The following is a 21,822-nucleotide window of genomic DNA, read 5'->3' as shown; positions in this document are numbered from 1 at the left end:
GATTAACGCACCTTCAGCGTAGCCAGGCCAATAAGGACCAGCATCAGCGAGATAATCCAGAAGCGCACGATCACGCGCGGTTCCGGCCAGCCTTTCAGTTCATAGTGGTGATGAATCGGCGCCATGCGGAAAATACGCTGCCCGCGCAGCTTAAAGGAGCCCACCTGCAGAATGACGGAAAGCGTTTCGACCACGAATACGCCGCCCATGATCACCAGCAGGAACTCCTGACGCAGCAGAACCGCGATGGTGCCAAGCGCGCCGCCCAAGGCCAGGGAACCAACGTCCCCCATAAAGACCTGAGCCGGATAGGTGTTGAACCATAGGAAGCCTAACCCCGCGCCGACGATCGCCGTACAGACGATCACCAGCTCGCCCGCGTGGCGCAGATAAGGAATGTGCAGATATCCGGCAAAATTCATGTTACCGGTAGCCCATGCCACCAGCGCGAAGCCGCCTGCGACCAGCACGGTAGGCATGATCGCCAGGCCGTCCAGCCCGTCGGTCAGGTTCACCGCATTGCCGGTGCCGACAATCACGAAGTAGGCCAGCAGAACGTAGAACAGGCCAAGCTGCGGCATCACATCCTTAAAGAACGGCACAACCAGCTCGGTAGCTGGCGTTCCTTTTCCGGCGATATACATAGTGAAAGCCACGGCGAGGGCGATAACGGACATCCAGAAATATTTCCAGCGCGCGATAAGCCCTTTGGTATCTTTGCGTACGACTTTGCGATAATCGTCGACAAAGCCTATCGCCCCGTAGCCTACCAGTACGAACAGCACGCACCAGACGTAGGGGTTTGATGGATAGGCCCACAGCAGCACGGAAATGACGATAGATGTCAGGATCATAATTCCGCCCATCGTCGGCGTGCCGCGCTTGCTGAAATGCGATTCAGGACCGTCGTTACGCACGACCTGGCCGAAAGAGAGTTGCTGTAAACGTGCAATCATGCGCGGGCCCATCCACAAAGAAATGAACAGCGCGGTCAGCAGGCTGACGATGGCGCGAAACGTCAGGTAAGAGAAGACGTTAAAGCCGGAATAATATTTGACCAAATGCTCGGCCAGCCAAACTAACATGTTCCTTTCTCCTGTAATGCGCGTACCACCTCTTCCATGGCGGCACTACGTGAACCCTTCACTAAAATGGTGATAACTGCATGCTCTGCGATTAGCGCATGCAGACGCGCTACCACAGCTTTTTTATCGGTAAAATGTTCGCCGGCTTCAGAGGCCTGGCTGATAATTTCGCTCAGCACGCCAACGCTTAACACGCGGTCGATACCGGCAGCTTTCGCGGCTTCCCCAACCTGGCGATGGCAATCCTGCGCTTTGGCGCCAAGCTCGCCCATATCCCCGACGACCATAACGCGAAAGCCAGGCATCTCGGAAAGCACCTGCGCGGCGGCAGTCATTGAACCCACGTTTGCGTTATAGCTGTCGTCGAGCAGCAGCTGCGTTTCCGCAAGCTGAATCGGATACAGGCGACCCGGCACGGCCTTAAGCTCCGCCAGCCCTGCTTTTACGGCTTCCCGCGGCGCGCCTACGGCCATCGCCAGCGCGGTTGCAGCCAGCGCATTCGCAATATTGTGACGACCCGGCAACGGCATAGTCATCTCTATGTCGCCCGTGGGGGTTTGCAGGGTGAATTCCGTACCGTGAGAGGTGATGTGCACGTTGGTGGCGGTGAAATCGCTGTTTGCCGCGTCAGGGGAGAAACGCCAGGTTTTGCGTTTGCCGATCGCATCCTGCCAGTTCAGCCAGTCGTTATTATCGGCATTCAAAATTGCGATACCGTTAGCGGGCAAACCGGTAAAAATTTCCCCTTTGGCTTTCGCCACGCCGGCAAGCGATCCGAACCCCTCAAGGTGCGCAGCGGCGAGGTTATTAACTAAAGCGGCCTCCGGGCGGGTCAGGCTTACCGTCCAGGCGATTTCGCCCTGATGGTTTGCTCCGAGTTCAATCACGGCGTAATCGTATTCCGACGTCAGACGCAGCAGCGTCATCGGCACGCCGATGTCGTTATTAAGGTTGCCTGCGGTGTAGAGCGTGTTACCGCACTGGCGCAGAATGGCGGCGGTCATCTCTTTAACGGAGGTTTTACCGGAAGAGCCGGTCAGGGCCACGACCCGAGCGGGTACCTGCTGGCGCACCCAGGCGGCCAGTTGCCCAAAGGCAAGACGCGTATCTTTAACCACCAGCTGCGGAACATCAATCGGCAGCTTGCGGTTAACCAACAGCGCGCCAGCACCGCCTTTAACGGCATCTTCCGCAAAATCATGCGCATCAAAACGTTCGCCTTTAAGGGCGACGAACAGACAGCCCGGCGTTAATTTTCGCGTGTCCATAGTCACGTCGATGATATCTGCATCAGCGCCGTGCAGTTGTCCAGCCAGAATCCCGGCAAGCTGGCTCAGTAAAACGCGGATCATGCCACCACTCCCAGCAGGCGCGCGGCGGTCACGCGGTCGGAATAGTCGAGGCGGCGGTTGCCAACGATCTGATAATCTTCATGGCCTTTGCCCGCGACCAGCACAACATCGTTCTCTTTAGCCTGCATGATCGCGTTGGTAACGGCTTCAGCACGCCCCGGCAAGACAAAGGCGCGGCCCGCATCCAGCATGCCGGCCAGGATATCATTCACGATAGCTTGCGGCTCTTCCGTACGCGGATTATCGTCAGTGACCACGACGACATCAGCATACTGCTCCGCAATGGCGCCCATTATCGGGCGTTTGCCTTTGTCGCGGTCGCCGCCGCAGCCAAACACGCACCACAGTTTGCCGGTACAGTGCAGGCGCGCGGCCTGCAGCGCTTTTTCCAGCGCATCCGGGGTGTGGGCGTAATCGACCACCACCGTGGTTTTACCCGGCGCGGTAAACACTTCCATACGCCCGCAAACTGGCTGCAAACGTTCAGCGGTTTTCAGCAGATCCGCCAGGTCGTAGTCCAGCGCCAGAAGCGTTGCCAGCGCCAGCAACAGATTGCTGACGTTAAAGGCCCCCATCAGGCGGCTTTCGACTTCGCCATCGCCCCAGGAAGAGCTGAACGCAATGGTGGCGCCGCCATCGTGATAGCGAACATTTGTCGCTTTCAACCAGCGGCCCCGGCAGCCCGGCTGAAGATTGTTTTCCATGGTCACCGCCACCGCATCCGGCAGACGCGCCAGCCACTTGCGGCCTACTTCATCGTCCGCGTTGATGATGGCTTGCCCGGCATCGTGTTCGGAGAACAGCAGCCATTTGGCGGCTTCGTAGCCAGCCATGTCGCCATGATAATCAAGGTGATCGCGGCTGAGGTTGGTAAACACGGAAGCGGCGAATTTCAGCGCCGCCACGCGATGCTGCACCAGACCATGGGAAGAAACTTCCATCGCCGCAAAAGTGGCCCCCTGCTGATGCAGGTTAGCAAGCACCTGCTGCACATCAACAGCCGAGCCGGTGGTGTTTTCAGTTGGGATAACCTGGCTGAGCAGGCCGTTGCCCACGGTTCCCATTACCGCACTGGTTTCACCCAGTAGCTGAGCCCACTGCGCGAGAAGCTGCGTGGTGGTGGTTTTGCCGTTGGTGCCGGTCACGCCGGCCAGACGCAGCGCGCTGGAAGGTTCGTGATAAAAACGTCCCGCCAGCGCCGAGAGTCGTTGATGCAGCTGGCTGAGGTAAATCACCGGCACGCCGTGCATTTCACGGATTTCGCCATCGCTTGCTTCGCCTTGCGCCTCTGCAACGACGGCCGCTACGCCTTGCGCAATTGCCTGCGGGATATATCGACGCCCGTCCGCCTGATGACCGACCACCGCCACAAAAAGATCGCCCGAAGCCGCCACGCGGCTATCGAGTGTCATCTCTCGCAGTGCTCTCTCCGGCGCCATCGGCACCCACGGAGCGAGAAGGTCGCGCAAATTACGATCTGCCACCTGATCCCTCTTTCTGATTAATTACAAATTCGCTTTTTTCACCGGTTGCCAGCGCGTCTGGTTCGATGTTCATGGTGCGCAACACGCCGCCCATAATGGCTCCGAACACAGGTGCGGATACGGCACCACCGTAATATTTACCCGCCTGCGGATCGTTAATCACCACCACCAGCGCAAAGCGCGGATTACTGGCTGGGGCTACGCCCGCAGTGTAGGCAATGTATTTGTTGATATATTTCCCGTCCGGCCCGACTTTCTTCGCCGTACCGGTTTTAATCGCAATGCGGTAGCCTTTGATGGCCGCCTTCACGCCCCCGCCGCCCGGCAGGGCCACGCTTTCCATCATATGAACGACGGTGCGCACGGTAGATTCCGGGAAGATACGCTCGCCGGGCACCGGCGGGTCAACTTTGGTTATCGACAGCGGACGGTAAACCCCGTAGCTGCCGATGGTTGCATAGACTCGCGCTAGCTGTAACGGCGTTACCATTAGCCCGTAGCCGAAAGAGAAGGTGGCCCTCTCTATGTCAGACCACCGTTGTTTTTGAGGATATAAGCCACTGCGTTCTCCGACCAACCCCAAATTGGTCGCTTTTCCCAGTCCAAAACGTGAGTAAGTATCTACTAACGCTGAGGAGGGCATCGCTAACGCCAGTTTGGAAACCCCGACGTTACTCGACTTCTGTAATACCCCGGTGAGGGTCAATTCGCTGTAGCGCGCCACGTCTTTGATCTCATGACCATTGATGCGGTACGGTATGGTATTCAGTACGGTATTTTCCTGCACCACGCCGCGCTGAAGCGCGGTCATCACGACCATCGGCTTAACGGTTGAACCGGGTTCAAACACGTCGGTGATGGTACGGTTACGCATAATATCTTTCGGGGTGCCGGTCAGGTTATTTGGGTTATAAGAGGGGCTGTTCGCCATCGCCAGCACTTCGCCCGTATTCACATCCACCAGCACGGCGCTGCCCGATTCCGCTTTGTTAAAGGCCACGGCGTTATTGAGCTCGCGATAAACCAGCGCCTGCAGGCGTTCATCAATGCTCAACGCCAGGTTATGGGCGGCCTGGCTGTCCGTTGAGGAGATATCTTCGATCACGCGGCCATAGCGGTCTTTGCGCACTATACGCTCGCCGGGCTGGCCGGTAAGCCATTTATCAAAGCTTTTCTCGACGCCTTCGATCCCCTGGCTGTCGACGTTGGTAAAACCAATGAGGTGAGCGGTAACTTCGCCGGAAGGATAGTAGCGGCGAGACTCTTCACGCAGGTGAATCCCCGGCAGCTTCAGCTTCTTAATGTAATCGCCGATATCGGGGTTGACCTGACGCGCCAGATAGATAAAGCGCCCTTTCGGGTTGCTGTTCACGCGTGAGGCGAGCTGATCGAGTGGGATTTTTAGCGCGTCGGCCAGCGCTTTCCAGCGGTTATCAAGGGTGATGCCGCCAGCTTCATGCAGCTCCTTCGGATCGGCCCAAATGGCTTTCACCGGCACGCTCACCGCCAGCGGACGTCCCGCCCGGTCGCTGATCATCCCGCGAGAGGTGGAGACTTCCTGCACGCGCAGGGAACGCATATCACCCTGGCGTACCAGCATATCCGGGGCAATAATCTGCAGCCAGGCGACGCGGCCTAACAGAAAAGCCAGCGCCAGTAAGATACAACCGCAAAGCAACGCAAAACGCCAACCGATAAAGTTGGCCTGCTCTTCCTGGCGTTTTGGTTTAAGCGATTTTGCCGCTGCTCTCATCTGTCGCGCGCTTCCTTATTATTGCTGAACTACGATATTTTCCTGCGAAGGATCGACATGCTGCAGCTGCAGCTTTTCCGTCGCGATCCGTTCTACCCGGCTATGATCGCCGAGTGCGTTTTCTTCCAGAATCAGGTTGCGCCATTCGATATCCAGAGCATCACGCTCCACCACCAGCTGCTCACGTTGAGCCGTCAGCAAACGGGTATGGTGCGCGGTGGTCACGACCGAAATGGCGGTGAAAATAATGGCGATGAACAGGCACAGTGGCAGCTTGCCGTGGCGTAAAAGATCCCCGCCAATCACCGTTGGCAGCGCGTGGCGTTCGTTACTGCCAAGCTGGGTGACTTTCCCGAGGGCTTCTGTCACTGCGTTGATCATGCGTTAGTCCTCTCGGCAATGCGCAGCACCGAACTGCGCGCGCGAGTATTTTCCGCAACTTCTTCTTCGCCAGGCATCATTTTGCCGAGCGCTTTCAGATAGCGGCCGCCGAGCTTATTCAGCTGCGCTTCCGTCATCGGTAAACCAGCCGGAACCTGCGGTCCACGACTGTTTTCACGCATAAAGCGCTTCACAATACGATCTTCAAGCGAGTGGAAGCTGATGATGGATAATCGGCCGCCCGGCGCCAGCGCGTCGATAGATCCCTTCAGGGCGTTTTCGATCTCTTCCAGTTCGCTGTTGATCCAGATACGTATTGCCTGGAAGGTACGCGTTGCCGGATGTTTGAACTTATCCTTGACCGGCGTCGCCGCAGCCACAACGGCCGCCAGTTCTTTGGTGCGGGTCATCGGCTGTTCGCGATTACGCTCAACGATGGCGCGCGCAATGCGTTTGCCAAATTTCTCTTCACCAAAGGTTTTAATAACCCAGGCGATGTCGGCTTCGTCTGCGGTGAGCAACCACTGAGCGGCTGATTGTCCGCGGGTTGGATCCATACGCATATCCAGCGGGCCGTCACGCATAAACGAAAAGCCGCGCTCTGCGTCATCAAGCTGCGGCGAGGAGACGCCGAGATCGAGTAAAATGCCGTCGATTTTGCCCTGCAGGCCGCGCTCGCGTACGTATTCCGCAAGCTCGGAAAAAGGGCCGTGAATGATGGAAAAACGCGGATCGTCAATAGTTTGAGCGGCAGCTATTGCCTGCGGATCGCGGTCGATAGCCAGCAGACGGCCTTCTGCGCCCAGCTGCGAGAGGATCAGTCGTGAATGGCCGCCGCGACCAAAAGTGCCATCAATGTAAATGCCATCGTGACGAATATTAAGGCCGTTCACGGCCTCATCAAGCAGCACCGTAGTGTGTTTAAAATTTTCCATCATTACTTATAGTGACAGGTCCTGCAGGCGTTCCGACAAACCGGTTGTCGTTTCCTGCTCAGCGTCGATATCTTCCTTGATCTGTTGATGCCAGGTCGCTTCATCCCACAGTTCAAACTTATTGAACTGTCCGACCAGCATGACTTCTTTGGTCAATCCGGCGTGCTGGCGTAAAACAGGCGCCACCAGTAATCGCCCGGCACTATCCATCTGACACTCACTGGCATGGCCAAGTAAAAGCCGCTGCACGCGGCGCTCTACGGGATTCATGCTCGACAAACGGGCTAGCTTTTGTTCAATAATTTCCCACTCGGGGAGGGTATAGAGCAGCAGGCAGGGATGATGGATGTCGATGGTGCATACCATCTGACCTTCAGAGATGTCGACCAGCTTTTCCCGATATCGGGTAGGCACGGCAAGCCGCCCCTTGCTGTCGAGATTGACTAACGTTGCTCCGCGGAACATGCCAGCCTCATCCTAAATTGATCCTTTCCACCACTTTCCCCCACAAATTCCCACCCAAAGGAGTTTACGGAGCGGAGGAAAAGCTTGTCAAGCAAGCCTCGCGGCACAGGGAAATAAATTTTCCTGGCTAAACGATTGATTAATGGCTGGCGCGAAAAGCACTGCATGAGCGAAGCAAAATTAACAGTATGAATATTTGAAAGAAAAGAGACGAATAAACATGCAGTTCGTTAAATTCACTGAAAACCTGATAACAAAAATATTAAGTACTCAGTTTGCGACGCGGTCGGCATTTTAAGGTATTTCCCTGCAGGATAACAGCGCCAGATACAGGCGCGATGCAGGGCAGAGGCGGGTCAGAAGACAAGAGGAGAGCTATCGTTTAATTAACCGGCACTTTTTAACTCTTCGTATGTAACAAAATAATACAGCGAGCCAAATTAAAATTTTAAAAAAGGCTTTTCTTTACATTCAGCTGCAAAGATTTAATTACCAGAAATATTAAGGGGATTTAAAAGGAGAAAAATCTCAATTAACAAAGGCAGCCGAAACTGCCTTTTCTTCTTAATGGCGGCTTAAGCTGCCGCGGCGGTAAAGATTGCGGCGGATCCTGGTAAGGCCTGGTTTAGGTTTTCGCGGTTCATCAAGGCTTGCGAGTACCAGTTCCAGCACCCGCTCGGCAACGTCCCGATGGCGCTGCGCCACCGCCAGTACCGGACATTGTAAGAAATCAAGCAGCTCATGATCGCCAAAGGTGGCGATAGCAAGTTCAGAAGGCAGACGCCCTTCGCGTCGCAGGGTAACGTCCATAACGCCCTGCAGCAGAGCGAAGGAGGTGGTATACAGCGCTTGCGGCATCGGATGCGTTTCCAGCCATTTTTCGAAGAGCTGGGCTGCGGCTTCGCGTTCATAACTGTTTGCGTAGAGGAAATGGACTTCGCGAGGATCACCCTCCCAGGCCGTACGAAATCCCTGTTCGCGCAGATAGCTGACGGATAACTCTGGCAACGCGCCGAGATAAAGGATCGTATCGCCAGGGAATTTTCTCAGCTCTTCCGCCAGCATTTCAGCATCATCCCGATCGGCACCCACCACGCTTGTAAAGTGTTCACGATCCAGCGCGCGATCGAGTGCGATAATTGGGAACGGATCGTTCGCCCAGCGTTGATAGAAAGGATGCTCCGGCGGCAGGGATGTTGAAACGATGATGGCATCAACCTGGCGCTGCAGAAGATGCTCAATACAGCGCATCTCATTATCAGGCTGATCTTCCGAGCAGGCGATAAGCAGCTGGTAGCCGCGCTGGCGGGCCTGTCGTTCAAGGTAGTTCGCAATTCGGGTGTAACTGGTGTTTTCTAGATCCGGGATAACGAGGCCAATAGAGCGCGTGCGCCCCGCTCGTAAACCCGCCGCCACCGCATTCGGGTGGTAGTTATGTTCGCGTACAACTGCCATGACTTTCTCAACGGTTTTGTCGCTGACACGATACTGCTTTGCTTTACCGTTGATGACGTAGCTCGCCGTGGTGCGCGAAACTCCGGCCAGGCGCGCGATTTCATCCAATTTCACAGTAGCCCCTTAATCAGTAGGTTATCCATAACCATACCCTGGTCATGGTTACAACGTTGTCATCTAAGCGCAGAATAATAACTCCGGCAACCGCTTTTGCGGGCAGTTGTTGGGAAGTTTGCAAAAAAAAGCCCGGTATACATTACCGGGCTTGTGAATCAGATCAAATTTATCGCTAGCGCATTATTTTATCGCCGCGCGAAACGCCAACGATGCCCGAGCGCGCGACTTCGACAATCTTCGCCACTTCGCGAATTGTATGCAGAAATGCGTCAAGCTTATCGCTGGTGCCGGCAAGCTGAACCGTGTACAGCGTTGGCGTGACATCAATAATTTGTCCGCGGAAAATCTCCGCATTGCGTTTCACTTCTTCACGCCCGTATCCGCTGGCCTGAACTTTTACCAGCATGATTTCACGCTCGACGTGTGCGCCCTGCCCCAGCTCGCTTACGCGTAAAACATCCACCAGCTTATGGAGTTGCTTCTCGATCTGCTCAAGCACTTTTTCATCGCCGACGGTCTGTATCGTCATGCGTGACAGGGTGGGATCGTCCGTTGGCGCAACGGTCAGGCTTTCGATGTTATAGCCACGTTGAGAGAACAGCCCGATAACCCGGGAGAGCGCCCCGGATTCGTTTTCCAGTAAGACAGATAATATCCGGCGCATATCAGGTTCTCTCCGTTTTGCTTAACCACATTTCGTCCATTGCTCCGCCGCGGATCTGCATCGGGTAAACGTGCTCAGTCCCATCAACCGTGACATCCACAAATACCAGACGCTGATTTTTGACCGCTTCGAGAGCTTCCGCCAGCTTGCTTTCCAGCTCGTCGGGCCGCGTAATACTGATACCCACGTGCCCGTAAGCCTCCGCGAGGCGAACAAAATCAGGCAGCGACTCCATATACGACTGGGAATGGCGGCCAGAATAAATCATATCCTGCCACTGCTTAACCATGCCGAGATAGCGGTTGTTAAGATTCAGCACAAGCACCGGCAAACCGTACTGAAGCGCGGTAGAGAGCTCCTGAATATTCATCTGGATACTGCCGTCGCCGGTCACGCACACCACGGTCTCTTCAGGCAGCGCAAGCTTCACGCCCAGCGCTGCCGGCAAGCCGAAGCCCATAGTGCCAAGCCCGCCGGAGTTTATCCAACGGCGAGGTTCGTCAAAGGTATAATAGAGGGCCGCAAACATCTGGTGCTGACCAACGTCGGAAGTCACGTATGCTTCGCCATTGGTGAGTTTATAGATAGTTTCGATAACCGCCTGCGGCTTAATTTTTCCGCTTTCGCGGTCAAACTCCAGGCACTGTTTTGCACGCCAGTGTTCAATCTGTTGCCACCAGTCGCGGATATCGTCGCAGGGCTGGGAAGCTTCTTCCTGAATAAGCAGTTCGAGCATCTGCTGCAGAACCTGGCGGGCGTCGCCCACCACGGGAATATCTGCGCCAACCGTTTTCGAAATGGAGGTTGGGTCGATATCGATGTGCAGCACGGTGGCGTTCGGGCAGTATTTTGCCAGGTTATTGGTTGTGCGGTCGTCAAACCTTACGCCTACGCCAAAAATCACGTCCGAGTTATGCATGACCATATTGGCTTCATAGGTCCCGTGCATGCCTAACATGCCCAGCGCCTGCCGGTGCGTGCCCGGAAATGCGCCCAGCCCCATCAAAGAAGAGACGACGGGAATGTTCAGCTTCTCGGCAATTTCACGCAGTTCCGCATGGCAGGCAGAAGTTATCGCGCCGCCTCCCACATACAGCACCGGTTTTTTCGCGGCCAGCAAAGTCTGCAGGGCGCGCTTTATCTGCCCCTTATGGCCCTGCGTAGTCGGATTATACGAACGCATGTTTACCGTCGCCGGGTAGCTATAAGGAAACTTATTCGCCGGGCTCATAATATCTTTCGGCAGATCTACCACCACGGGTCCCGGGCGGCCGCTGGCGGCCAGCCAGAACGCTTTTTTGATAATGCCTGGAATATCTTCCGCCTGCTTAACCAGGAAGCTATGCTTCACCACCGGCCGCGAAATCCCCACCATGTCGCATTCCTGGAAAGCGTCGTAGCCGATAAGGGAGGTGGCGACCTGGCCTGACAGCACGACCAGAGGAATGGAGTCCATATAAGCGGTAGCGATACCGGTTATGGCATTTGTTGCGCCGGGCCCTGAAGTCACCAGCACAACCCCGACTTCTCCGGTTGCTCGCGCCAGCCCGTCAGCCATATGTACGGCAGCTTGCTCATGGCGTACCAGCACATGATCAATGCCACCAATGGTATGGAGCGCATCGTAAATATCGAGTACAGCGCCCCCCGGATAGCCGAATACATGCTTAACGCCCTGATCGATTAACGATCGGACGACCATCTCGGCTCCTGACAACATCTCCATGGTTTGCCTCCAGGCTCACGTTTTTGACTGACGGCAGAACTCATTTCCGCCCGGTCATTAAGGCAGAATTTACGTTCTGCCTGACTTTTTTATTTTAAGTGTTCCTTCCTAACATAACCGTTGAAAATCGGGCAATCAATCGCATGGCGAGGTAACCGCATCACCGTTTTTAACTTCCCTACTACAATATGCCAACAAGGCGGAGTTAAACGCTGAGCATAAGCCGGTATTATCGTTGAATATGTTATGAAGTTAAAAATTACAGGTGAAATCTAATTAACGACGAGAATTTTATCAGTAGCGAGACGGCAGCCGGAAAATGCTACAGCATAAAATGCTGCCTTTCAGATTGTAATAAGGAAAACCGACCTGTTTTAGCCCGCCGGTTCCTCCATATCGGCCGGAGACTATCGGCAACACACAGCAGTGAGTAATTCCGCCATCCACTGGTGGCCTCTGTCTCTGTTTGCAGATTCATGCCAGGAGAGATAACAGGTGCGCTTATTTTCTTTAAGAGGAAGCGTAAAGATTTTTAGCTGCAGGCTTGCGGAAAATTCTTCAGCGAGCCAGCGAGGCGCTATTGCCACTAACTGCGTCTGCGATACCACATTCAGCACGCTTGTCATCGCCATACCCTGATAAGAAATACAGGACTGTTTTTGCGGCGTCTGATACCAGGGCGCGCTAAAGGAGGCAAAACGATCCAGTGAGACCACCGCATGTCGCTCTTTATAAATATCCCTTGCCCGCAGCGCTGTTATCAGCCGGGGATGTTTTTGGCTGGCCACCAGAACCATTTCATCTTCAAACAGGGGCTGGCAGGAAAAATCCGGCAGAAGGAATTCATCATAGCTGATAACAAATTCCGTTTCCTGATAGCGTAACTGTTGTTCGATATCTTTATTTAAGCAGGACTTAAACGACAGCTGAATATCAGGAGCCACCCTTTTGACATTATAAAAAATGACGGCGGTCAATAAATTATCGAGCGGGCTGCTAACGCACAGATGAAAAACCCGGGAGCTCTCCGCAGGATCAAATCCCGTGCCCGGCAGCTCGTTTTGCACAAGGTGCAGGGCCTGGCGCACTACGCCAAACAGCTGAAAAGCCCTGGCAGTTGGTTGTATGCCGCGCCCGTGGCGTACAAACAGCTCATCGTTGAACATTACCTTCAGGCGCGCCACTGCATTGCTGACCGCAGGTTGCGACATTCCCAGTAACCGGGCTGCTTTTGTGATGTTCTGCACCTGCATCACCGCATCAAAAACGGTCAGCAAATTTAAATCTACTGTTCGTAGCTGGTATTTATCTCCGGCGCTCACGGGCGGGCTTTTTATATAATTATCAGGCATGATCCTACTCCAGTAACAGGGCAATTCCTTCTGCACAGAAGGTGCTAAGCACAATTCCTTTCAACTTTTCAAAATATACTGGTAGCAACAATAATCAGATTGCCCCTCTTAAGGCCTGGCCATCTTGCCAGAACGAGGCGGACATAAAACGTGGGTTATTGCTGCAAAAAACCTCTCACACCCTCTCGGATAATCCGTATTTTCTCGACGTGGCTTACAGGCAGGTAATAAAATCATAAAACGAACCAATGTACAATTATTCACGAGATGAATAGCTTTCCTCTCATTGATAAATTATTTAAATGAGTTTCACGAAGCTTCAGGAATAAATCTCAAAAAAATAAATTTATTCACTGCAAAAACAAAAAAGCGCTGGCGATAACGCAGGTACTCAGCATCGCAATAATAAAATTTTTCTTATTGAAAGAGTAAGTCTTTAGCTATTGCCATGGGTTGCCCGGTGAGAAAGCACTCATTTATGCATCGTTAGTATATTTTATTCTTTCTGTCTTTTTTAGCACAATAAACTAATCCTGTAATCCCCTGAAACTGCGTGTGTTGGTATTCCTCAACCGCTGAGGGTTGACACAGCAAGGCAGATCAAGTACCAATAAATACATATCGCAAACGCTTGAGGCCTGAAACATGATTCGCATCCATCGCCTACTCGTTCTACTACTAAACGCATCTTATTTGCGCGGTAGACTGGTGGGCGACATCAAGCGTTGATTCAAGCCATCAGACTGAAAAAACCCGCGCCGCTGCGCGGGTTTTTTTATGCCCTCAGCATCGGCGCTAAAACAAAACAAGGACCCTAACATGAGCCAGCAAGTCATAATTTTTGATACGACCTTACGTGATGGCGAGCAAGCGCTGCAGGCCAGCCTGAGTGTCAAAGAGAAGCTGCAGATCGCCATGGCGCTGGAGCGTATGGGGGTTGATGTTATGGAAGTCGGTTTCCCGGTCTCCTCGCCCGGTGATTTTGAATCCGTACAAACTATCGCCCGCAACGTCAAAAACAGCCGCGTATGCGCCCTGGCCCGCTGCGTAGAAAAAGATATCGATGTCGCGGCTGAATCATTGAAGGTCGCAGAAGCGTTCCGCATCCACACCTTTATCGCAACCTCCCCAATGCATATCGCGACCAAGCTGCGCAGCACGCTGGATGAAGTGATTGAGCGTTCAATCTACATGGTGAAGCGCGCCCGTAATTACACCGACGACGTTGAGTTCTCCTGCGAAGATGCGGGGCGAACCCCAATTGCCGACCTGGCACGCGTGGTGGAAGCCGCGATTAACGCCGGCGCAACCACTATCAATATTCCCGATACCGTCGGTTACACCATGCCTTTCGAATTCGCCTCAATCATTAGCGGCCTGTATGAACGCGTACCGAATATCGATAAAGCCATCATCTCCGTCCACACCCACGACGACTTAGGTCTGGCGGTAGGTAACGCCATCGCGGCAGTTCACGCTGGCGCTCGCCAGGTTGAAGGCGCGATGAACGGCATCGGCGAGCGCGCTGGCAACTGTTCGCTGGAAGAGGTGATCATGGCGATTAAGGTGCGCAAAGATATTATGAATTTGCACACCAATATCAATCACCATGAAATCTGGCGCACCAGCCAGATGGTCAGCCAGATCTGCAACATGCCGGTCCCGGCAAACAAGGCCATTGTCGGCACCGGCGCTTTCGCCCACTCCTCCGGTATCCACCAGGACGGCGTGCTGAAGAACCGCGAAAACTATGAAATCATGACCCCGGACTCCATCGGCCTGAACCAGGTGCAGCTGAACCTCACCTCCCGTTCCGGCCGTGCCGCGGTGAAACACCGTATGGACGAAATGGGTTATAAAGAAACCGACTACAACCTGGACTCGCTGTACGACGCCTTCCTGAAGCTGGCCGACAAAAAAGGCCAGGTCTTTGATTACGATCTGGAGGCGCTGGCGTTCATCGGTAAGCAACAGGAAGAGCCGGAGCATTTCAGCCTGGAATACTTCAACGTGCAGTCCGGCTCAAGCGTTATCTCTACCGCTTCCGTCCAGCTGCACTGCGGCGCCCAGACGCACTCTGAAGCCGCTACCGGTAACGGCCCGGTTGACGCCGTTTACCAGGCGATTAACCGCATCACAAATTACGATGTTGAACTGGTGAAGTACCAGCTGTCCGCGAAAGGCCAGGGCAAAGACGCTTTGGGCCAGGTGGATATCGTTGTGACCCATAAAGGCCGCCGCTTCCACGGCGTAGGTCTGGCGACCGATATCGTGGAATCCTCAGCGAAAGCGATGATTAACGTGCTGAATAACATCTGGCGCGCCGGCGAAGTAGAAAAAGAATTGCAGCGCAAAGCCAATAATAAAGAAACAAACCAGGAAACCGTGTGACATGTCAAAAACTCATCATATAGCAGTATTGCCGGGTGACGGCATCGGCCCGGAAGTCATGGCGCAGGCGATGAAGGTGCTGGATGCCGTTCGTACGCGCTTCGATATGCGGATTACGACCAGCGCCTACGACGTCGGCGGCATCGCCATCGACCGCCATGGCAACCCTCTGCCTCCGGTTACCGTTGAAGGCTGCGAGCAGGCGGACGCCATTCTGTTTGGCTCGGTTGGCGGCCCAAAATGGGAACATCTGCCGCCGACGCAGCAGCCGGAGCGCGGCGCGCTGCTGCCGCTGCGTAAACATTTCAAGCTGTTCAGCAACCTGCGCCCTGCGCGTCTGTACCAGGGGCTGGAAGAGTTTTGCCCGCTGCGTGCCGATATCGCCGCAAAAGGCTTCGATATTTTATGCGTGCGTGAATTAACCGGCGGCATTTACTTCGGCCAGCCAAAGGGCCGCGAAGGCACCGGCATGCATGAAAAAGCGTTCGACACCGAGGTTTATCACCGCTTTGAAATCGAGCGTATCGCTCGCATCGCCTTTGAATCCGCACGCAAACGCCGTAACAAAGTCACCTCTATCGATAAAGCTAACGTGCTGCAAACTTCGGTAATGTGGCGCGAGATCGTTAACGAAATCGCCAACGAGTACCCGGACGTTGAGCTGTCGCACATGTACATCGACAACGCCACCATGCAGCTGATTAAAGATCCGTCCCAGTTTGACGTGCTGCTGTGCTCCAACCTGTTCGGCGACATTCTCTCCGACGAATGCGCGATGATCACCGGCTCGATGGGCATGCTGCCTTCCGCCAGCCTGAATGAACAGGGCTTTGGCCTGTACGAACCTGCAGGCGGCTCCGCGCCGGATATCGCCGGCAAAAATATCGCCAACCCTATTGCGCAGATCCTCTCTCTGGCTCTGTTGCTGCGCTACAGCCTGGACGCTGAAGAGGCCGCCGTGGCCGTCGAAAACGCCATTAACCTCGCGCTGGAAGAAGGCTTCCGTACCGGCGATTTAGCGCGTGATGGCAAAGCAATCAGCACTGACGAAATGGGCGACACCATCGCCCGCTTCGTGGCACAGGGGAAATAATCATGGCGAAGACGTTATATCAAAAGTTGTACGATGCTCATGTCGTGTATGAAGCGGCGGACGAAACCCCGCTGCTGTATATCGACCGCCACCTGGTTCACGAGGTCACCTCTCCGCAGGCGTTTGATGGTCTGCGTGCGCACAATCGCCCGGTTCGTCAGCCGGGTAAAACCTTCGCGACCATGGATCACAACGTTTCCACGCAGACGAAAGACATCAACGCCTCAGGCGAAATGGCCCGCATTCAGATGCAGGAACTGATGAAAAACTGCGAAGAGTTCGGCGTTGAGCTGTATGACCTGAACCACCCGTATCAGGGTATCGTGCACGTGATGGGACCGGAACAAGGTATTACGCTGCCGGGCATGACCATCGTGTGCGGCGACTCCCACACCGCTACCCACGGCGCATTTGGCGCACTGGCGTTTGGCATCGGCACCTCCGAAGTGGAACACGTGCTGGCAACGCAAACCCTGAAACAGGGCCGCGCTAAAACCATGAAGATTGAAGTCACCGGCACCGCAGCGCCGGGGATCACGGCAAAAGACATCGTGCTGGCGATCATCGGCAAAACCGGCAGCGCCGGCGGCACCGGTCACGTGGTGGAGTTTTGCGGCAGCGCCATCCAGGCCCTGAGCATGGAAGGCCGCATGACGCTGTGCAATATGGCGATCGAAATGGGCGCCAAAGCGGGCATCGTTGCGCCGGATGAAACCACCTTCAGCTACGTGAAAGGCCGCCTGCACGCGCCAAAAGCGGCAGACTGGGACGATGCGGTTGCGTACTGGAAAACCTTCAGCACCGATGAAGGCGCGAAGTTCGATACCGTTGTGACGCTGGACGCCGCCGATATCGCTCCACAGGTAACCTGGGGCACCAACCCGGGACAGGTTATTTCCGTTACCGAAAACATTCCTGACCCGCAATCCTTCGCCGATCCGGTCGAACGCGCCTCTGCTGAGAAAGCGCTGGCGTATATGGGCCTGCAGGCGGGCATCCCGTTAACCGAAGTGGCGATCGACAAAGTGTTTATCGGCTCCTGCACCAACTCACGCATTGAAGATTTACGCGCCGCGGCGCACATCGCCAAAGGCCGTAAAGTCGCGCCGGGCGTGCAGGCGTTAGTCGTGCCAGGTTCAGGTCCGGTAAAAGCGCAGGCGGAAGAAGAAGGCCTGGATAAGATCTTCATCGAAGCCGGCTTTGAATGGCGTCTGCCGGGCTGCTCCATGTGCCTGGCGATGAATAACGATCGACTGGAGCCGGGTGAGCGCTGCGCTTCTACCAGCAACCGCAACTTTGAAGGCCGTCAGGGCCGCGGCGGACGCACCCACCTGGTTAGCCCGGCAATGGCGGCAGCGGCGGCCGTTGCCGGTCATTTTGCCGACATCCGCACGTTGAAATAAGGGAAAACACCATGGCAGAGAAATTTATTCAACATACCGGCCTGGTCGTTCCGCTGGATGCTGCAAACGTTGATACCGACGCGATTATCCCGAAGCAGTTTTTGCAGAAGGTCACCCGCACCGGTTTTGGCGCGCACCTGTTTAACGACTGGCGTTTTCTGGACGATGCAGGTCAGCAGCCTGACCCGGAATTCGTGCTGAATTTCCCGGAATTTAAAGGCGCATCCATTTTGCTTGCGCGTGAGAACTTCGGCTGCGGCTCGTCCCGTGAGCACGCGCCCTGGGCGCTGACGGATTACGGCTTTAAGGTCGTTATCGCCCCGAGCTTTGCGGATATTTTCTACGGCAACTCGTTCAACAACCAGCTTCTGCCGGTCACGCTGAGCGAAGAAGAAGTCGATGAGATGTTTAAGCTGGTCGCGGCGAATCCAGGCATTGAGTTCATCGTCGACCTGGAAGCACAAACGGTGAAAGCGGGTGAAAAAACGTATGCCTTTAATATCGATACGTTCCGCCGCCACTGCATGTTAGAAGGGCTGGACAGCATTGGCCTGACTCTGCAGCACGAAGGCGCAATCTCGGCCTACGAGCGCAAACAGCCGGCGTTTATGCGCTGATTATCCTGGCGGATGGCACTTTGTTTATCCGCCCTACAAATTCGTAGGGTGGATAAGTGCCAACGCCATCCGCCGTTAAATATTCTTCACCCGGCCAGTCAAAATCAACGCCACCAACGAAAGTCCGGCAATCAGCCAGTAGACGGAATAGTGACCAAAACTCTCCGCCAGCGCGCCCTGTAACACACCCGCCAGAATGACCCCGGTCGAAATGCTGTTGGTAAAAAGCGTGGTTGCCGAACCCGGCCGCCCCGGCATTAAATCCTGAAACCAAAGCATGCCGATACCCGCTACGATACCGATAAATACCGCGTTGAAAAGCTGCAATATCAGTAACGCGGCCCGGGTGTGGAACATAACCAACCCAGCGTAGAACAGCACGCCAGCGGCCACGGCAATGATCATCATGCGCCGCTTCCCGAAACGCTTTACGTAATAGCCCGCCAGAATCATCGCCGGGATCTCCAGGCCCGCCGCCGTGCCCATCAGCAAACCGGCAAGGGATTCCGGCAGCCCTAAATCACTGCTGATCCACAGCGGCATATCAATGATATATATGGTGTTGCAGGTCCACATCAGCATCGAGGCGATAAACAGCATGCGCACATTTTTATCTTTCCAGCCGCTAACCTGCGTGAGCGCCACGTCAGCGGGCTGCTCGATTCTTGCAACGGAAGGTAAGGCAAAGAAAATCAGCGCCAGCGAGATAATGAAAATGCCCGCGGCTATAAGAAACATGGTGGTAAAGCCGTAATTCAGCGCCAGCATAAAAGAGAGCGGCGGGCCGATAACCCAGGCAAGCGAGAGCTGAGCACGCATCACCGAGCTGAACATCACCACTTCACGCGCGGAGCTGTCCGCGTATTCGCGTGCGAGGGCAAAAATCTGCGGCATAGCTGTGTTGGCGATGGAGGCGAACATCACGCCGATAGTGATTAACGTCAGGTAGTGGCGGTTGAAAGCAAACAGCACGCAGTTCGCCACCGCCATGGCGCAGCAAAACATTATTAATTTGCGCCTGTCGCCCCGGTTATCGGAGCGCTTAGCGAGCAGCAGGCTAACCAGAATACCGGCCACGGCATTAACGGTATAAAACAGGCCGACCCAGAAGGGGCGAACTTCCACCTCACGCGATAAAAACAGGCTGAGAGTTGGCGCCTGCAGCGCCCCCGCGATGCCCATCATAAAAGCAACTACCATAAAAGCGGCGTATACCGGGTTAATGCGTCGTCCTTTGGTGAGAAACCAGGCCATGTAAAGGGGTCCTTTTAAACGCGGGCGTTAAGCACTCTTATCCTGGATAACCTGGAGCTGCATCAGGGCGGCAGGCTCGGAAATCCTCAGGAGTTTACTCAGGCAAGTGGCTGAGGTGAGCGGGGGCAGATATAGCTTCATAAATGACGGACAAATCATAAACTAAAAAAGCCAGCAGTTAACCTGCTGGCTGGTGAAAAGCACCAATACTCAGTTACACATGGTGAAAACGGTTCAGCGCTTCGCGGCCGCCGGGGTTGTAACCTCCCACTGCATTAAGTCTTTGAGCATCTTCAAACGTTGCCTTGCTGTCAGGCGAGCCAGCCATCCAGAACCGACACGCTGTGTCGCGACAAAGTAATTCCGATAAAACTCAACAGCTGATGACCGTTTCATATCTCCTCCTCGCTTTCACCGTTGATGATTATTGGCGTAATATAGGGAAAGGTAAATTGATGAGTTTCTGTCTGGAGTTCCCCTTTTATGTCCTCTGGCCGTCTGCAACAACAGTTCATCCGTCTGTGGCAATGCTGTGATGGCAAACCGCAGGAAACCACGCTTAATGAACTGGCGGAGCTGCTGAACTGCTCGCGCCGTCATATGCGTACGCTATTGAATGCGATGCAGGAAAAAGGCTGGCTAAACTGGAAGGCCGAGGCCGGGCGCGGCAAACGATCGCAGCTTGAGTTTCTGTATACCGGCCTTGCGCTCCAGCAGCAGCGGGCCGAAGATCTCCTTGAACAGGATCGCATCGATCAGCTCGTACAGATCGTGGGGGATAAGGCCGCCGTCCGGCAGATGTTGATCTCACACCTCGGCAGAAGCTTTCGCCAGGGCCGCCATATTCTGCGGGTGCTCTATTATCGCCCGCTGCTGAACCTGCTGCCCGGCTCCGCACTGCGTCGTTCAGAGACGCACATCGTCCGTCAGCTATTCAGCGGCCTGACGCGAATAAATGAGGAAAACGGGGAACTGGAGGCGGATATCGCCCATCACTGGCAGCAAATTGCCCCTTTACACTGGCGTTTTTATCTTCGCCCCGGCATCCATTTCCACCATGGCCGCGAGCTGGACATGCTGGACGTGATGACTTCCCTGCAGCGAATTAACGGCCTGCCGCTTTATGCGCATATTAATCAAATCAGCACGCCAACGGCCTGGACGCTGGATATTTATCTCTCGCAGCCGGACCGCTGGCTTCCGTGGCTGCTCGGCAGCGTGAACGCGATGATCCTGCCGCGCGAGTGGCAAACCTTAGAAAATTTTTCCCGCCAGCCTGTCGGCACCGGCCCTTATTCCGTCGTGCGCAATAACAATAATCAGCTCAAGATCCAGGCCTGGGATGACTACTTCGGCTATCGCGCGCTTATTGATGAAGTGAATTTCTGGGTGCTGCCGGACATTGGCGAGGAGGTAAGCTGCGCCGTGCAGCTTCAGGGCATGCCGGATAGCGAAAAAGCCGTTGAAAGCCGGCTGGAAGAAGGCTGTTACTATCTGCTGTTCGATAGCCGTTCTTCACGCGGCAGCCTTGAAGGCGTGCGGGCCTGGGTAAGCCACCTGCTGACGCCTGTTCATCTTCTGTATGGCGCAGGCGAACAAAACCAGCAGTACTGGTTCCCGGCCTACGGCCTGCTTCCGCGCTGGCACCATACGCGCCCACAGCCCCTGGAGGAGAAACCCGCCGGGCTTGAAACCCTCACTCTGACTTTCTATCGCGACCACGTAGAACATCGCGTAATCAGCAATATTATGGTGAAGCTACTCGCCGCACACGGCGTACGCCTTGAGGTGCAGGAGGTGAGCTACGAAGAGTGGCACCAGGGCGAAATGGTCAGCGATATCTGGCTTAACAGCGCCAACTTTACCCTGCCGCTGGAGTTTTCGCTCTTTTCCCATCTCTATGAAGTGCCGCTGATACAAAAATGCATCGACATCGACTGGGCAACTGACACCGGCAAATGGCAGAAGGGTGAGCTAAATCTCCCGGCATGGTGTCAGCAACGCGTTGAACAGAATGATATTTTTCCGCTCATTCACCACTGGCTGCGCATTGAAGGCCAGCGCAGCATGCGCGGCGTAAGGATGAACACGCTCGGCTGGTTCGATTTTAAATCCGCCTGGTTTGCGCCGCCGGAACCCTGACCCTTTCGAAAAGCGCGCGGAATCATTACAATGGCGCGTTCTCAACGGGGTGCCAGGACTCTTGTCCGAGCTGAGATAATACCCGTCGAACCTGATCCGGATAACGCCGGCGAAGGGATTTGAGGCTTACCGCTCAAAGTCCTTTGCCACCCC

At 54.8% G+C, this 21,822-nt stretch carries 18 protein-coding genes and 1 riboswitch; of the genes, 5 read left to right on the top strand and 13 right to left on the bottom strand.

The window, feature by feature from the left end; genetic code table 11:
* Positions 1-2: 2 nt before the first annotated feature.
* From mraY to leuO, 11 genes are all read right to left on the bottom strand, one after another.
* Positions 3-1,085, bottom strand: coding sequence for a phospho-N-acetylmuramoyl-pentapeptide-transferase (gene mraY, locus WLO31_RS03250; RefSeq protein WP_271121844.1), 1,083 nt, complete (start codon positions 1,083-1,085; stop codon positions 3-5).
* A complete protein-coding gene (gene murF / locus WLO31_RS03245) occupies positions 1,079-2,437 on the bottom strand; it encodes a UDP-N-acetylmuramoyl-tripeptide--D-alanyl-D-alanine ligase (RefSeq protein WP_435929083.1) in 1,359 nt (452 codons plus the stop codon). Before murF ends, mraY begins: the two co-directional genes overlap by 7 nt.
* The gene (murE, locus tag WLO31_RS03240; RefSeq protein WP_435929082.1) at positions 2,434-3,921 is read right to left on the bottom strand and encodes a UDP-N-acetylmuramoyl-L-alanyl-D-glutamate--2,6-diaminopimelate ligase; all 1,488 of its coding nucleotides are present in this window, start codon (positions 3,919-3,921) and stop codon (positions 2,434-2,436) included. The genes murF and murE overlap by 4 nt, the downstream gene beginning before the upstream one ends.
* A complete protein-coding gene (locus WLO31_RS03235) occupies positions 3,908-5,674 on the bottom strand; it encodes a peptidoglycan glycosyltransferase FtsI (RefSeq protein WP_435929081.1) in 1,767 nt (588 codons plus the stop codon). The genes murE and WLO31_RS03235 overlap by 14 nt, the downstream gene beginning before the upstream one ends.
* Before the next feature lie 18 nt (positions 5,675-5,692).
* The gene (gene ftsL, locus WLO31_RS03230) at positions 5,693-6,055 is read right to left on the bottom strand and encodes a cell division protein FtsL (protein ID WP_435929080.1); all 363 of its coding nucleotides are present in this window, start codon (positions 6,053-6,055) and stop codon (positions 5,693-5,695) included.
* Positions 6,052-6,993 carry a 16S rRNA (cytosine(1402)-N(4))-methyltransferase RsmH gene (gene rsmH, locus WLO31_RS03225; RefSeq protein WP_435929079.1) on the bottom strand — a complete coding sequence of 314 codons (942 nt, stop codon included), beginning with the start codon at positions 6,991-6,993 and terminating at the stop codon, positions 6,052-6,054. Before rsmH ends, ftsL begins: the two co-directional genes overlap by 4 nt.
* 3 nt (positions 6,994-6,996) lie before the next feature.
* A complete protein-coding gene (gene mraZ, locus WLO31_RS03220) occupies positions 6,997-7,455 on the bottom strand; it encodes a division/cell wall cluster transcriptional repressor MraZ (RefSeq protein WP_435929078.1) in 459 nt (152 codons plus the stop codon).
* A 564-nt stretch (positions 7,456-8,019) separates the two neighbouring features.
* A complete protein-coding gene (cra, locus tag WLO31_RS03215; protein WP_435929077.1) occupies positions 8,020-9,024 on the bottom strand; it encodes a catabolite repressor/activator in 1,005 nt (334 codons plus the stop codon).
* Between the two features lie 175 nt (positions 9,025-9,199).
* Positions 9,200-9,691: an acetolactate synthase small subunit gene (gene ilvN / locus WLO31_RS03210; RefSeq protein WP_435929076.1), complete on the bottom strand. Its 492-nt coding sequence runs from the start codon at positions 9,689-9,691 to the stop codon at positions 9,200-9,202.
* Between the two features lies 1 nt (position 9,692).
* Complete coding sequence (gene ilvI, locus WLO31_RS03205; protein WP_435929075.1) at positions 9,693-11,417, bottom strand: acetolactate synthase 3 large subunit; 1,725 nt, start codon at positions 11,415-11,417, stop codon at positions 9,693-9,695.
* A gap of 407 nt (positions 11,418-11,824) precedes the next feature.
* Complete coding sequence (gene leuO, locus WLO31_RS03200) at positions 11,825-12,769, bottom strand: transcriptional regulator LeuO (protein ID WP_435930494.1); 945 nt, start codon at positions 12,767-12,769, stop codon at positions 11,825-11,827.
* 819 nt (positions 12,770-13,588) lie between these two features.
* Here leuO and leuA point away from each other — a divergent pair.
* From leuA to leuD, 4 genes are read left to right on the top strand one after another with little or no spacing between them, the layout of a single operon-like run.
* Positions 13,589-15,160, top strand: coding sequence for a 2-isopropylmalate synthase (leuA, locus tag WLO31_RS03195; RefSeq protein WP_435929074.1), 1,572 nt, complete (start codon positions 13,589-13,591; stop codon positions 15,158-15,160).
* A gap of 1 nt (position 15,161) precedes the next feature.
* A complete protein-coding gene (gene leuB / locus WLO31_RS03190) occupies positions 15,162-16,253 on the top strand; it encodes a 3-isopropylmalate dehydrogenase (RefSeq protein WP_435929073.1) in 1,092 nt (363 codons plus the stop codon).
* Positions 16,254-16,255: 2 nt separating this feature from the next.
* On the top strand, positions 16,256-17,656 hold the full coding sequence (gene leuC, locus WLO31_RS03185; RefSeq protein ID WP_435929072.1) for a 3-isopropylmalate dehydratase large subunit: 1,401 nt from the start codon (positions 16,256-16,258) through the stop codon (positions 17,654-17,656).
* An 11-nt stretch (positions 17,657-17,667) separates the two neighbouring features.
* Complete coding sequence (gene leuD, locus WLO31_RS03180) at positions 17,668-18,273, top strand: 3-isopropylmalate dehydratase small subunit (RefSeq protein WP_435929071.1); 606 nt, start codon at positions 17,668-17,670, stop codon at positions 18,271-18,273.
* Positions 18,274-18,348: 75 nt separating this feature from the next.
* On the opposite strand, the gene WLO31_RS03175 is transcribed toward leuD, so the two are convergent.
* Together WLO31_RS03175 and sgrT are read right to left on the bottom strand one after the other, a co-directional pair.
* Entirely contained in the window at positions 18,349-19,527 is a 1,179-nt protein-coding gene (locus tag WLO31_RS03175; protein ID WP_435929070.1) for a sugar efflux transporter, read from the bottom strand.
* Positions 19,528-19,761: 234 nt separating this feature from the next.
* Positions 19,762-19,923 (bottom strand): glucose uptake inhibitor SgrT, encoded by a 162-nt coding sequence (gene sgrT, locus WLO31_RS03170; RefSeq protein WP_435929069.1) that lies wholly within the window; start codon positions 19,921-19,923, stop codon positions 19,762-19,764.
* 87 nt (positions 19,924-20,010) lie between these two features.
* Here sgrT and sgrR point away from each other — a divergent pair, with 87 nt between their 5' ends.
* On the top strand, positions 20,011-21,669 hold the full coding sequence (sgrR, locus tag WLO31_RS03165; protein ID WP_435929068.1) for an HTH-type transcriptional regulator SgrR: 1,659 nt from the start codon (positions 20,011-20,013) through the stop codon (positions 21,667-21,669).
* Positions 21,670-21,704: 35 nt separating this feature from the next.
* A riboswitch (TPP riboswitch) is annotated at positions 21,705-21,805 on the top strand.
* The last annotated feature ends 17 nt before the right edge of the window (positions 21,806-21,822 follow it).

Source organism: Dryocola sharpae (genome assembly GCF_051307055.1).
Lineage (GTDB): Bacteria > Pseudomonadota > Gammaproteobacteria > Enterobacterales > Enterobacteriaceae > Dryocola.
Note: the sequence above shows the minus strand (reverse complement) of the source record. Positions and strands in the feature narration are given on the sequence as shown.

Excerpts from the sequence above, each read along its gene's own strand:
- sgrT (WP_435929069.1), bottom strand. The coding sequence starts at position 19,923 with ATGAAACGGTCATCAGCTGTTGAGTTTTATCGGAATTACTTTGTCGCG.
- leuC (WP_435929072.1), top strand. The coding sequence starts at position 16,256 with ATGGCGAAGACGTTATATCAAAAGTTGTACGATGCTCATGTCGTGTAT.
- mraZ (WP_435929078.1), bottom strand. The coding sequence starts at position 7,455 with ATGTTCCGCGGAGCAACGTTAGTCAATCTCGACAGCAAGGGGCGGCTT.
- WLO31_RS03235 (WP_435929081.1), bottom strand. The coding sequence starts at position 5,674 with ATGAGAGCAGCGGCAAAATCGCTTAAACCAAAACGCCAGGAAGAGCAG.
- leuB (WP_435929073.1), top strand. The coding sequence starts at position 15,162 with ATGTCAAAAACTCATCATATAGCAGTATTGCCGGGTGACGGCATCGGC.
- rsmH (WP_435929079.1), bottom strand. The coding sequence starts at position 6,993 with ATGATGGAAAATTTTAAACACACTACGGTGCTGCTTGATGAGGCCGTG.
- murF (WP_435929083.1), bottom strand. The coding sequence starts at position 2,437 with ATGATCCGCGTTTTACTGAGCCAGCTTGCCGGGATTCTGGCTGGACAA.
- mraY (WP_271121844.1), bottom strand. The coding sequence starts at position 1,085 with ATGTTAGTTTGGCTGGCCGAGCATTTGGTCAAATATTATTCCGGCTTT.
- sgrR (WP_435929068.1), top strand. The coding sequence starts at position 20,011 with ATGTCCTCTGGCCGTCTGCAACAACAGTTCATCCGTCTGTGGCAATGC.
- ftsL (WP_435929080.1), bottom strand. The coding sequence starts at position 6,055 with ATGATCAACGCAGTGACAGAAGCCCTCGGGAAAGTCACCCAGCTTGGC.
- leuD (WP_435929071.1), top strand. The coding sequence starts at position 17,668 with ATGGCAGAGAAATTTATTCAACATACCGGCCTGGTCGTTCCGCTGGAT.
- leuO (WP_435930494.1), bottom strand. The coding sequence starts at position 12,769 with ATGCCTGATAATTATATAAAAAGCCCGCCCGTGAGCGCCGGAGATAAA.
- ilvI (WP_435929075.1), bottom strand. The coding sequence starts at position 11,417 with ATGGAGATGTTGTCAGGAGCCGAGATGGTCGTCCGATCGTTAATCGAT.
- ilvN (WP_435929076.1), bottom strand. The coding sequence starts at position 9,691 with ATGCGCCGGATATTATCTGTCTTACTGGAAAACGAATCCGGGGCGCTC.
- leuA (WP_435929074.1), top strand. The coding sequence starts at position 13,589 with ATGAGCCAGCAAGTCATAATTTTTGATACGACCTTACGTGATGGCGAG.
- WLO31_RS03175 (WP_435929070.1), bottom strand. The coding sequence starts at position 19,527 with ATGGCCTGGTTTCTCACCAAAGGACGACGCATTAACCCGGTATACGCC.